The organism is Vibrio sp. 10N.222.55.C7, assembly GCF_041473335.1.
Lineage (GTDB): Bacteria > Pseudomonadota > Gammaproteobacteria > Enterobacterales > Vibrionaceae > Vibrio > Vibrio crassostreae_C.
On sequence record NZ_JBFRSC010000015.1, the window covers coordinates 120,134 to 132,568 of the forward strand.

General features: G+C 43.4%; 13 protein-coding genes. 7 read left to right on the forward strand and 6 right to left on the reverse strand.

What is annotated here, in order from left to right:
• The first annotated feature begins 113 nt into the window (after nt 1-113).
• Nucleotides 114-380, forward strand: a complete 267-nt coding sequence (locus AB4482_RS05150) for a DUF2960 family protein (protein WP_017063882.1) — start codon at nt 114-116, stop codon at nt 378-380.
• A 185-nt stretch (nt 381-565) separates the two neighbouring features.
• On the opposite strand, the gene nagK is transcribed toward AB4482_RS05150, so the two are convergent.
• Both nagK and AB4482_RS05160 read right to left on the reverse strand, forming a co-directional pair.
• A complete protein-coding gene (gene nagK, locus AB4482_RS05155) occupies nt 566-1,474 on the reverse strand; it encodes an N-acetylglucosamine kinase (protein WP_017068179.1) in 909 nt (302 codons plus the stop codon).
• Between the two features lie 163 nt (nt 1,475-1,637).
• Nucleotides 1,638-2,384, reverse strand: coding sequence for a tRNA-uridine aminocarboxypropyltransferase (locus tag AB4482_RS05160; RefSeq protein ID WP_080582212.1), 747 nt, complete (start codon nt 2,382-2,384; stop codon nt 1,638-1,640).
• A gap of 68 nt (nt 2,385-2,452) precedes the next feature.
• On the opposite strand from AB4482_RS05160, the gene AB4482_RS05165 reads away from it, so the two are divergent.
• Nucleotides 2,453-3,262 carry a sterol desaturase family protein gene (locus AB4482_RS05165; RefSeq protein ID WP_017070845.1) on the forward strand — a complete coding sequence of 270 codons (810 nt, stop codon included), beginning with the start codon at nt 2,453-2,455 and terminating at the stop codon, nt 3,260-3,262.
• 115 nt (nt 3,263-3,377) lie between these two features.
• On the opposite strand, the gene AB4482_RS05170 is transcribed toward AB4482_RS05165, so the two are convergent.
• Nucleotides 3,378-5,423 (reverse strand): methyl-accepting chemotaxis protein, encoded by a 2,046-nt coding sequence (locus AB4482_RS05170; protein WP_029235372.1) that lies wholly within the window; start codon nt 5,421-5,423, stop codon nt 3,378-3,380.
• 104 nt (nt 5,424-5,527) lie between these two features.
• Between AB4482_RS05170 and AB4482_RS05175 the strand changes: the two genes are divergently transcribed.
• The gene (locus AB4482_RS05175) at nt 5,528-6,013 is read left to right on the forward strand and encodes a C40 family peptidase (protein WP_017070847.1); all 486 of its coding nucleotides are present in this window, start codon (nt 5,528-5,530) and stop codon (nt 6,011-6,013) included.
• Nucleotides 6,014-6,121: 108 nt separating this feature from the next.
• Here the strand turns inward: AB4482_RS05175 and AB4482_RS05180 are convergent, their stop codons facing one another.
• Nucleotides 6,122-6,466 (reverse strand): DUF3802 family protein, encoded by a 345-nt coding sequence (locus AB4482_RS05180; protein WP_010440912.1) that lies wholly within the window; start codon nt 6,464-6,466, stop codon nt 6,122-6,124.
• Nucleotides 6,467-7,051: 585 nt separating this feature from the next.
• Here AB4482_RS05180 and AB4482_RS05185 point away from each other — a divergent pair.
• Both AB4482_RS05185 and AB4482_RS05190 read left to right on the forward strand, forming a co-directional pair.
• A complete protein-coding gene (locus AB4482_RS05185) occupies nt 7,052-7,918 on the forward strand; it encodes a fructosamine kinase family protein (protein ID WP_017059601.1) in 867 nt (288 codons plus the stop codon).
• A gap of 74 nt (nt 7,919-7,992) precedes the next feature.
• Nucleotides 7,993-8,196, forward strand: coding sequence for a CPXCG motif-containing cysteine-rich protein (locus AB4482_RS05190; RefSeq protein ID WP_004733789.1), 204 nt, complete (start codon nt 7,993-7,995; stop codon nt 8,194-8,196).
• A gap of 168 nt (nt 8,197-8,364) precedes the next feature.
• Here AB4482_RS05190 and AB4482_RS05195 read toward each other — a convergent pair whose 3' ends face one another.
• Nucleotides 8,365-8,973 (reverse strand): riboflavin synthase subunit alpha, encoded by a 609-nt coding sequence (locus AB4482_RS05195; RefSeq protein ID WP_372180615.1) that lies wholly within the window; start codon nt 8,971-8,973, stop codon nt 8,365-8,367.
• Nucleotides 8,974-9,426: 453 nt separating this feature from the next.
• On the opposite strand from AB4482_RS05195, the gene AB4482_RS05200 reads away from it, so the two are divergent.
• A complete protein-coding gene (locus AB4482_RS05200) occupies nt 9,427-10,797 on the forward strand; it encodes an MATE family efflux transporter (protein ID WP_372180616.1) in 1,371 nt (456 codons plus the stop codon).
• 101 nt (nt 10,798-10,898) lie between these two features.
• Here AB4482_RS05200 and AB4482_RS05205 read toward each other — a convergent pair whose 3' ends face one another.
• On the reverse strand, nt 10,899-11,741 hold the full coding sequence (locus AB4482_RS05205) for a DNA ligase (protein WP_136978467.1): 843 nt from the start codon (nt 11,739-11,741) through the stop codon (nt 10,899-10,901).
• 311 nt (nt 11,742-12,052) lie between these two features.
• Between AB4482_RS05205 and AB4482_RS05210 the strand changes: the two genes are divergently transcribed.
• Nucleotides 12,053-12,382, forward strand: coding sequence for an STAS domain-containing protein (locus tag AB4482_RS05210; RefSeq protein ID WP_050621341.1), 330 nt, complete (start codon nt 12,053-12,055; stop codon nt 12,380-12,382).
• Nucleotides 12,383-12,435: the final 53 nt, after the last annotated feature.

A 12,435-nucleotide genomic window follows, 5' to 3' on the forward strand; every position in this document is an offset into this window, starting at 1 on the left:
ACTGCTCGCTTTATTGATATCGCTAATATTTCAAGATTTTTTATCATAACCTTGAGCCACGTACGCTTTTTATGTAGAGTGCGCGCAAAGTAATAATTCTATTGGAGAGCACCATGGCTCGTACCATTCTGTACACTTACAAAGACGAAGACAAAGAGTTACTGTTTTCAAAACAAGAACACCGCACGATCCAAGAAGCTGTTGCTGCAGCTGAAGGCATCGATATCTCTGAGTATCTAAAAACTGAGCAACAGCTTGAGTTGATTTCTGATACTAAAGCGGTTCGCAACTACCAAGACAACTACTTCCGCAAGCTTGGCTTTACTAAGCTTACGTTGAAGCAAAAAGACAACCTTGGTGTTGGTAAAAAGAAGAAGTAAGCCCTCTGGCTCTTTTGCTTGATATGTCGTTTCTAGCTTTTCGTTTGTAATTAAGATCTAAGCTCTTAGAGCTAAAGAAACGAAAACACTGAACTATAAAAAATGCCGCAATCTCTTTCGAGGTTGCGGCATTTTTATTTGTGCTTTTAACTATCTAACCTTAGCTAGCTTAACTTAAGTCACGATTACTTAATGTTAAGGAATGCAGCGCCACGAACGCCGCCTGAATCACCGTGCTTCGCTTTGATGATCTTTGGACATTTCGCTACAGACAGTAGGTATTTAGGGATACGCTTTGGCATCTCTTCGTAGATAAGTTCGAAGTTTGAAAGACCGCCACCCAATGCAACTACGTGTGGATCAAGACCGGTAAACAGGTTCGCGAAACAGATAGCCAATAGCTCCATGAAACGATCAACGTGCTCAGCCGCTTTTGCTTCACCTTCGTTGTACGCTTGAATGATCTCGATTGCTTTCTTCTTCTCGCCGAAGTAGTGCTCGTAAATCAATTCAAAGCCACGACCTGATAGGTAGCTGTCTAGACAACCTTTCTTGCCACAACCACAACCGAGTAACGGTGCGTTGTCGCCAAGGTGGAACCAAGCATCAATAGGAAGACGCATATGGCCCAGTTCACCAGCAACGTGGTTACGACCAGAGAACACTTTGCCTTCGTAAACTAACCCGCCACCAAAACCAGTACCTAGAATTAGGCCTGCTACTGATGGTTCGTCTTTAAGCTCGTCATCCCACGCTTCTGAAAGCGCAAAGCAATTCGCATCATTTTCAATTTTCACACTACGACCAATAAGTGCTTCTAGGTCTTTACGTAGTGGTTTCCCCGTTGAAGCTGGCACGTTAACAACCAGCATTGTGCCGTCGTCAGCATCTTCCATACCAGGAAGACCAAGACCAATTTTACCTTCGCAAGAAAATTCACTGTCGTACTTCTTCACCAAACCGGCAATCGTATCAAGTAGCAGTTGATAATCTTCAGTAGGCGTTGGTACGCGTTCTGTTGCTACTCGCTCAAGTTTTTCATTGAACGCACCAAATTCAATTTTTGTGCCGCCAACATCGAAGCCGTAATACATGAAATCTCTCCAATTTTTCCCTAAATTCGGGCAAATAAATTTTTCAAATTAAACATCTAGGACGCATTATCCATAACACCCCCCCTACAAACCGTGATGGATAACAAACTTATCTCGTGTTCGAATCTGTTTGAACAACAAGTCAGCACAAAGCGGTTAAAGGTTAGAGTGACGTCTCATTTTTAGTGTGCTCTATGAAAGCGTTCAGGCTTGGTTTGGTTGGATCGGACTTATAACGCGTCTTACTTAGCATGTAGCTTTCACGAAATGTCTCAAACCACAGCTGTAAAGTCTTTGCGCCCTGCTCTTCACCAGCCTGTTTCAAAACCAAGCTCGCTACTTCTGCAGTCGAGAGATGTTGTTCGTTGTCTGACTTACGCATCATGTATTGCGAAACCGATTCTGGTTCGATCGACAACACCGGTAAGTCTTGCAGATACTCTGAACGACGGAAAATACGTCGTGCTTCACGCCAACTACCATCAATAAAGATCAGCAGCAACGTCTTGTTCGAATCTCGCATTTCAGCAAGATCTGCAACCACACGCGATTTGTCATCGGTATAATCTTCAGGAAAGACCACGACTGGCTGATATTTATCGTCTTTCAGCACATCAAGCATCTCTTGATTCGGTTCAGTGCGGTGCCAAAGGTAGGCATAGCTGTCTTTAACGGTATCAAGGATTAAACGGCCGGTATTACTTGGTTTGAGTATTTCGTTGTCCGATAAGATCAACATGGTCGCGACGTTCGTATTTACGTCTGGTTGATGTTCACAGATACAGCTGTCTTGTTTGATTTTACAGAACTGACATCGAACTACTTTACACCCGCGCGCGTTAAACGGCTTGGTAGAAAGAGACAAACGGTGTTGATATAAACGGTGAAAAGCGTGGATTCTCATGGACAATAACGATAAATCTAGAAAAGTGGCACGATTGTACTTACAGTGTCCCTAGAATGATAGAAGGAATTCCCATGCAAGACCCATCACTGCTTCGCCTTGTTTGTTTTATTGTCGTTTTCGGACTGTGTGCGCTTTGGGAATACCGTTTTCCACGTAAAGCACTGACTCAAAGCAAATGGTTTCGCTGGGGAAACAACTTTGCGTTAGTCGCTTTGAACAGCTTTCTATTGGCCACTATAATTCCTATCGCAGCATTTCAAGCGGCGGTTATCGCACAAGAAAACCAATGGGGTCTGTTCAATACCCTGTCACTTCCGAAAGAATTGACCATTCTGATCTGTGTATTGCTCTTGGATTGTGCCATTTACCTACAGCACTTGGTGTTTCACCGTGTTCCTTGGTTGTGGAAGCTACATCGAGTCCACCATGCGGATCTAGATATCGATGTCACAACCGGAACGCGCTTTCACCCTATTGAGATGATTCTTTCAATGCTCATCAAGGTGAGTTTGGTGATCGCACTTGGTGTGCCTGTCATTGCTGTCGTGATCTTTGAAATTGTTCTTAATGCGAGCGCGATGTTTAACCATAGCAATGCACGTCTTCCGCTATGGTTCGATAAACGATTGAGAAAAGTGATTGTGACACCAGACATGCACCGCGTTCATCACTCGGTCATTGTTAAGGAAACGCACTCAAACTTTGGCTTCTTTTTATCAGTGTGGGACATCTGGTTTAAGACTTACCGCGCCCAACCCAAGCTTGGTCATGACAAGGTGCATATTGGTGTTCCCGAGATTCAAGATGGTAAAGAGCAACGGCTAGATTTAATGTTACGCCAACCATTCGCTTCCTTCCCTCATTCCAAAGACAAGACCTAACGCCTCAAGAAAATAATAAAAAATGGCGCAAACTCATAAGAGATTGCACCATTTTTATATGCGTAGCTTCTCACCTTTCAGCGGCAATTCCCACTTCCGGACGACGTTTACACACTTACTTCAATACGTACTTATGAAGCATGGCTTGTTGGTGCCCTGCTATCTCTCCGACTTGCTCTGAACTCTCGATCATAGATTCAAGTTGCAGCTTAGTATTCTCGCCCTGCTCAGATACTCGAGTGATTGAATGGGTAACATCGACAGTTGCACGAGCTTGTTCTTCGGTAGCCACCATGATTTGCTCAACACGCCCTTTGATCTGGCTAACCGCAAATTCGATTTTCTCGAAGGCTTGTCTTACATCGCCACTGGTTTCCAGTGCATTGGCCATCTCACTTCTCGATTCCGTTACAGAAGCACGTGAGCGATCGGCTGCCGCTACTAGTTCGTTCATCATGCTACGAATATTGGTGGTTTGCTGGGATGTGCCGCTCGCCAATTTACGCACTTCGTCTGCAACTACCGCAAAACCTCGACCTTGTTCACCTGCTCGCGCCGCTTCTATCGCAGCGTTCAGTGCCAATAAGTTGGTGTTTTCAGCGATACCACTGATCATGTCGACCATTTCACGAATCTGTTTCACTCGACCATCCAAGTCAGCCATCGACTCTTCACTCATGCTAAGAGAGTGCTCAAGCGCTTGTAATCGTTGTTGGTTAAGGCCAACCACTTGGCTGCCATTCACTGACTCATCTTCTGCTATTTGAGCATCGTCGTTCGATGCGTTAGAGATACGAGCAATCTCACCAATCGATGCTTCCAGCTCCGTAATGGTGGTGATCATATTCTGAAGTGATTCGTTCTGCTCGTTCAAGCTCGAATTGGTTTGCTCTGCAGCGTCGTGGCTTACTTCTGCCGTTTGATAAAGCGTCTCACAGTTGCGCGTTACTAAACGAACCGAATCTGCGGTTGAATCAACGACCGTATTGAGTTTTGAAGTAATAACTTGCAGCTCTAGCGGCCCCAGTAATTCACTCTGTTTAGAGAAGTCATGATCTGCCAGTGAACTCAACTGTTGAGTTATGTTTTTAAGCCCTTTATTCATCCAACGGCGTAACACGAACCATGAAATCACAATGATTACGGCAATCACTAGCCCGCTGATAAACAACACACGATCAATATTGGTAATGGTTTGATTTACAACCAGTTCACTTTCATCAATCAGGTGGGAAGCGGTGGAAGACAGCTGATTCAATGTGCTAATGACGGTGTTCGCTAAGTTAATGACTTGCGTTAAGTTTTGCTCTTGCTGCTGAACCAGTTCGAGTTTCAAGAGGATTTGTTTGATTACGCCTTCTTCGGTAAAGCCTTCTTTCACCATCTCGTAAGGCGCCGTCAAGCTCGCGAACTCAGCGATGTCTGGGTGCCAATCGGCAAAATCGCTGTAAGCCAAGTTCAGACCTGCGATTCGGTTTCTCAATTGACGGTATTCGTCTTGTGCTTTATCAATGTCAGATTGCATCATCAGCATCAAGAAGGTGTTCGCCATAGCAGACGCGCTGGATGTAAATCGGTTCGCTGCATCGCTCGCTTCTGGGTTGTCTTCAACCAAGAATGAGCTGATTCTATTCATTTCTGGTCCGATAGACCCAACGCCATAACGGAACTCGCCCATTTTACTGTCGATCAGATTTTGCTTACTTTGAATTTCGATCTGTGCCAGCAGTACCGTGTTGGTCATGGTTTGCAGTTGCGCCATGTCATCGACAAGGTTTTGTTGTTGCTCTAAAGAGATTGCATCAGGAAAAGACTGGGAGATAAAAAGGAGTTCCTCTAGCGTGGTATTGCTCTCTGTCGCGAGTTGGTCAATTGAGCCCCTTGTGGCATTCAGTGTATCTAAGTCGGTTGATTGGGTGCTGTAAGTGAGAAGTTTTACTTGTTCTAATACGCTTTGCGTTAATTCGGCATTATGTAGAGCAAGGGGTAATGCTTGTTCCGAGAGTGCATCAAAATGTCTCCCGACCCGTTCAACGCCCCGAATGCTAACCATTGATAAAAAACTAACAAGTAAAAGAATGGAAATAAATACAGCAGTGACGGTTTGAATGAGCGAGAATGTATAACGTGAGGGTTTTATTGATAAATTTGTGTCGGGCATGTGAAATCCAGTTTGACTACGAAAAGAGATATCCTTAAGTTAGGTCGTATACTAGAAGTCCTTGATGACGTTTTTATTTCAGTTTTTTGTCAGAAGAGTTACATATGAAAATCAGAAAAATGGCTGTAGTTACAATAACTTTAGCAACATTGGCTGCTTGTAGCTCGTCACCATCGCCTTCTCAGCTTAGTCAAACCGCACAGAAACCCCTATCAAAATCAGAACAATTGACTGCAAACGCTTATATGAGCGTGTATGAACAGTGGAAAGGTGTGCCATACCATTTCGGTGGGACATCATTTCGAGGTATAGATTGCTCTGCTTTTGTTCAAATCGCCGTGCAAAATGCGACTCAACAAGCTCTACCAAGAACCACAAAAGACCAGAGTAAAAAGGGAAAAGAAATTGCGTATGGGGAAGCAACAAGCGGTGACTTGGTGTTTTTCAAGACTTCGATGACGGTGCGACATGTAGGCGTTTACTTAGGAAACAACCAATTTCTACATGCCTCGACATCGAAAGGTGTCATTATTTCTAGGTTAGATAACCCTTACTGGGCATCCAAGTTTTGGCACTTTAGGCGTTTATAGCGGTTCGAAAGATAAACCGCTGAGCGAGGTAACTCTAGAAAGATACGACTTAAACGCCCGTTGTTATTTATGCTGAACAATTACGACGATAAATGAGCAAACAAACCGTTAATCGTATTTAGCAACAGCAGTATCAAACAGGTTCTTCACTAACGCGATGTACTCATCGAGGAATACAATTTGTTCGTTAGTCGCTTTCTTAGCCCACACACCCGCTAATACTTCACCAAGATCCGCTACTACGGCATCTGCTTCTTTCAAAAGTTGAAAACGAACGCTCGAATGCAACTCTGGGTTTTGCTCGAAAATAGCCATGATGTTTGTTGAAATCATGTCGGTAACAATGTCTTCGACACTTTCGTTTCCAGTATCACCATTACTATTGGTAAACACATCAAGGTTGAATGATAGGTGCTCGATTAAAGCCAAATAGCCATCGGTTTCTACAACCACAATAATTCTCCGTTTTAAGCTCTAGAGCAGATTAATACGTACTTGCCTAATACTATGTAAATGAAGCTATTTGTCATCACTTTATTGCCCAAAACCACATTTAAATGATCCTAGTTAGTATTTCAGCTTAAAATTAAATCGATATAGCTTTATGTGGTATACCTGCCTACTTACGACATAAGTAAATTCACGCTAAAGAAGTGTAAGACTAACTTTGAAGCAAAGTATTGCGCCAGTTAACAATAGCCCTTTCAACTTACTCTAAAAGCTCATTTGATTTAGTCGCTAGACAATAACAAGCTCAAACCTCTTTTCCAGTTTGTGGCGTTCAAAACCGTTTCGATTGTGAGACCAGTTCCAAACTATTTCATCACGTCAGGTTTTCAATTTATGTTTGTATTTCAAAGAGCTTGAATCAGTTCGAGTTCACAATTCGGCCAATTGATTCTACGTAAGATGAAGAAGAGCTAAGAACATTGACGAGTGCGTCTATAAATTGTTCAGATTTATCCTAAACTATTGCTATTAAACAAACAGTATTTCTAACCTTCAATCTTTTTAACTTTCAGTCTTTGAGGATTTCCTATGTGGCAGGCCATTTCTCAACAACTTTCAGATACTCTTCTATTTAACTTTCAGATTACTGAACGTACCAAGGTTTCTGGTGGCGACATTAACGATTGCTATATGATCAGCGATGGTAATGAGCGTTACTTTGTGAAAGTGAATCAGCGAGAATTTTTACCTAAGTTTGAAATTGAAGCTGAGAACTTACGCTTGTTAAGAGAAACCTCCACTGTTTACGTTCCTGAGTTGGTGCTTATTGGCAAAACCAAAGAGTGCTCGTTCATTATTCTGAATTACTTGCCGACCAAACCGCTCGAGACGGGCAACAATAGCTTCGATTTCGGCGTTCAGCTTGCGCGGCTTCATCAATGGGGCGAGCAAAAAGAGTTTGGTTGCGACCAAGACAACTATATCGGCAGCACACTTCAACCCAACCCTTGGCATAAGAAATGGGGTCGCTTTTTCTCTGAGCAACGCATTGGTTTCCAACTGCAACTGCTCAAAGAGAAAGGCATCGAGTTTGGTGATATCGATGACATCGTTGATGTGGTGAATATGCGTCTTGCTGGCCACAACCCTCGCCCTTCTTTGCTTCATGGGGATCTTTGGAATGGCAATGTAGCAAATTCAGCCTTTGGGCCAATCTGTTACGACCCGGCTTGTTACTGGGGGGACCATGAATGCGATTTGGCATTAACGGAATTGTTTGAAGGTTTCCCTAAAGAGTTTTATGAAGGTTACCAGAGCGTCAATCCACTCGACGTTGGCTATACTGATCGGAAAGACATTTACAACTTGTACCATCTTCTTAACCACTGCAATCAATTTGGCGGCGAATATTTAGCACACACTGAAGCATGCATTCAGAAGATACAGGCCGTTTAATACCAATCACAGCGAGCTAAGTCGCTCTATAAAGCGACTACGATTGGAACAAGTTACAGTGAGGAGAATTCGCGATGCATAAATACACAGAGAAACATGTCTCCTGCCCCCACTGTGGGCATGCCATCAGCATAACGCTTGATGCTTCTAATGGGAGCCAAGATTTTTATGACGATTGCCCAGCATGTTGCAATGCCATTCACCTCGACATGCAGGTAGATGAGGTAAGAGACAGGATTAATCTCTCGATTGATGCAGACGACGAACAAGTCTTCTAACACCTACTCTCTTGTCGAGTTGGCTCTACACCTCGATTTTGAGGCTAGCCTAGAAAAACGCAGAGACACACAAATAGAAAAAGAGCACTCAATTTGCTCTTTTTTAATGTCTGCGACTCTTACTTAGTCAGCGTTTTTTAGGCAAATGCTGTTGATAAACCGCTACTACTATTTTTGGTTTGCTAGTACGCGTTCAACAGTATCAACAATCGCTTGTGTTTGAGGATCAAACTCAATGTTTACTTGGTCGCCTACTTCACGGCCGCCAAACAGAGTACGATTCAGAGTTTCTGGGATCAGGTGAACAGAGAAACGGTTCTCTTCCACTTCACCAATCGTCAATGAACAACCATCAACACCAATGTAACCCTTACTCAATACGTACTTCATCGATTCTTCTGGTAGTTCGAACCAAAGTGTACGGTTGTTTTCTGTTTTAATCACATCGACTAGGTTAGCCATCAGAGTAATGTGGCCAGACATGCTATGCCCGCCAATTTCGTCACCAAACTTTGCTGCACGCTCAACATTCACTTTGTCACCAACATTCAGTTGGCCTAAGTTCGTCAATCGCAATGTCGCTTGCATTAAATCAAAAGCAATCTGGTTACCTGAAATTTCCGTTACCGTTAAGCAACAACCGTTATGAGCTACTGAAGCACCAATGGCTAATCCTTTAACCATTTCATCGCTTAGCTCAATGGTATGAGTTTGAAACGACTCTTTTTTGTTGATAGCAACCAGTGTTGCCATACCTTGAACGATACCTGTAAACATAAGATTCCTATTTAGCATTCTAGGGCGTGTTGACCTTTCGCGGTTAAATTTTGTTCGGATGGGGACGCCTAGTCAAAAACGTTTTAATCGCGGCGAGGGGGAAGTAGCCTAGCATCCTAAGCAAATCTCCCTCAACAAAGAGTAAAACGCTTTTTGCGGGGGCGCCCAGCTCGAACCCTTCGGGCAGCGTTTGCTGGTCATTTTTACTACGTTATCGGCTTCTCATGTAGGCTAGCTACACATCAAAGCCTCTGCCTTGTAAAAAGGCCCAGCAACTCGCTGCAAAAATCAGCTCGAAAGATCAACACGCCCTAATAACAGTTTTTCATAGCAGTTATTGTGACATTTCTTTATGATTCGTCCAGTGGAAGCTTAAGATCATTGTCTCTGATTCCTTCAGAATGTCCTTTCCTACACTATTATTCTAATTTTCCCTCTTATTTGGAGTTGTTTGTGCACCGTTACAAAGAAGAATCCTCGAATCTAATCAAACTTGCGACCCCAGTATTGATCGCATCTGTTGCACAAACTGGAATGGGTTTTGTTGATACCGTGATGGCCGGTGGCGTAAGTGCTATCGATATGGCGGCTGTTTCGATTGCAGCAAGTATCTGGCTACCATCAATCTTATTTGGTGTCGGTCTATTGATGGCGTTGGTTCCTGTCGTTGCACAACTGAATGGTTCTGGTCGACAAGTGAAAATTCCATTTGAGATTCAACAAGGTGCGTTTTTAGCACTCGTCATTTCCCTTCCAATCATTGGCGTCCTGTTCCAGACGCAATTGATATTGGAGTGGATGGACATTGAACAACTCATGGCAGAAAAGACCATCGGCTATATGAATGCGGTGATGTTTGCTGTACCTGCATTTTTATTGTTCCAAACATTGCGAAGCTTTACCGATGGTATGTCTTTAACTAAGCCTGCGATGGTGATTGGTTTTATTGGCTTACTATTAAACATCCCGCTTAACTGGATGTTCGTATACGGAAAACTTGGTGCTCCTGCTCTGGGCGGTGTTGGCTGTGGCGTTGCAACGGCTATCGTATATTGGGTGATGTTTGCACTGCTGTTCGCTTACGTTTTAACATCAAAGCGTTTGGCGAAAATCAATATTTTCGGTACGTTCCATAAGCCGCAACTTAAAGCTCAAATTCGTCTGTTTAGACTTGGTTTCCCAGTGGCGGCCGCTATCTTCTTCGAGGTAACCCTGTTCGCGGTGGTTTCTCTGTTGGTTGCACCATTAGGTTCATTGATTGTTGCTGCGCACCAAGTCGCGATCAACTTCTCTTCGCTGGTCTTCATGATTCCAATGAGTATCGGTGCAGCCGTGAGTATTCGTGTTGGGCATAAGTTGGGCGAAAACAACACCGAAGGCGCTAAGATCGCGACACACGTGGGTATCATTGTTGGTTTAGTGACAGCCTTAATGACAGCGGCGTTGACGGTTCTGTTTAGAGAACAGGTTGCATTACTTTACACAGGGAACACTGCAGTAATTACCGTTGCAATGCAGTTGCTGTTGTTCGCGGCGGTTTACCAATGCACCGACGCCATCCAAGTTATCGCTGCAGGTGCTCTGCGTGGCTACAAAGACATGCGTTCAATCTTCAACATTACCTTCGTAGCTTACTGGTTGCTTGGTCTTCCTATCGGCTACATCTTAGGAATGAAAGATTGGATTGTTGAACCTATGGGCGCACACGGTTTCTGGATTGGTTTCATTATCGGTCTAACGTCAGCAGCGATTATGCTAGGTATGCGCTTACACTGGATGCACAAGCAGGATGATGACGTACAGTTAGAATTTAGTTCTCGCTAGATTCGTACTCGCTAAGTCGGTCTATCTGATTTCGAATAAAAAAAAGAGCTCTGATTTTCAGGGCTCTTTTTCGTTTAATGGTCAGGTAGATCGTATCTGCCTTAATATTCACTCTTCTCTCGAACAAAGCGCGCAAACTTGGGTTTTCCGTTTTGAGTAAAACCATTGTAACGAAAGGTAATACGGCTGCCGATCTCTGGCGGTGCGAGTCTCATTTGGTCACTGAACCCGCTGCCTATATAAAATTCCACACCCTCTTCTGTGTGAACCAAGATTGAACCCATCATCCCTTTATACTTCCCTGTCCCACCCTTGTAGCCAATAACTGTGGCTTCGGCATCATGATGCCTTTTCAGTTTTAACAAATCATTACTTCGGCCTGCTTGATAACGACTGGTGATTTTTCTAAGCATCAAACCTTCGCCATTACGCTCATCGACATTATCAAGTTGATGAAACAAAGCCTCTTCACTGTGAATTGGTACATGTTCTATGTAGCTGACATGAGATTCTCCAATCACGCTTACCCAATGCAAAATGTTGTAATAGCGCTTTTGATAATCTCCCGCAGCGCCTGGCATATCAAACAGCATGAAATCGATTTGGCGCCATGCTGTGTCACTCGGCGTATGATCGAGAACGGTAGATTGAACAAGGTGGAACTTGCCCCTTCCTGCCCACAACTCTCCTTCGAGATGGACCTTAGGCAAGTTTTCAGTAAACCACTTCGGTGAGTAAATGCGATTACCATTGCGTGTATAAAGATGTTGTCCGTCCCAAAGAGCCCGAATCCCATCAAGCTTTTCACTCTTCCAGTATTCAGAAACATCAATGCCTTGCTGGTAGGAGTTTGCAAGCACCAAATAGTCCGGAGGTAAATAGGATGAATGAGATGAAAGCGAACACACCCATAGAGTGGCTAAAGCCAGTTTGGTTAATCTCATCATCTTCTCCGTATTAATAACTGTAGTGGTCAACAAATGCTTTTAATCGTAAGTGCTCTAACACGCAGTTAGACAATCTTTGCTAGAAGATGCGATCCACTCATCAACCTTATCTAACCCTTGCACCTATTCATTAAATTAATGACTTATGGCTCTCATATGATCCGCCGTTTTTAGTTCTCAAATTGAGAAATGCCTTTTCTCAATTTGAGATGGGAATTCACGATAAATATAAGCCATTGAAAAATAACAACATAAAAGTTGGCACATTCAGTGCAATTGTCCATACATACTGAAAAGGAGATATCGCTATGGAACTACGTAAGATTGATTTAAACACAACGACACTGACACTTTCTATTTTCGGTGATCTGGATGCAGCAGGCAGTCGTGATGCACAAACCGACATCGATGATGTGATTTCTAACGATGGTCACCCTGAAATCGAAGTTGATTTTAGTCAGGTTGAGTTTTTAGATTCATCTGGTGTTGGCGCGATTGTTTATATGTTCAAACGTCTGACTGAACGCGAGCGCAACATGCGACTTGAAAATGTGACGGGTCAACCTCTTGAAATTATGAACTTGCTGCGTATTGGCCACGCTATCCCAGTAAATTCAAAAAATCCTGCAAATTCATGAAGACCCACTAAGCTAGAAGTAACAAAAAATAATAAGAAAAATTAGAAACATAG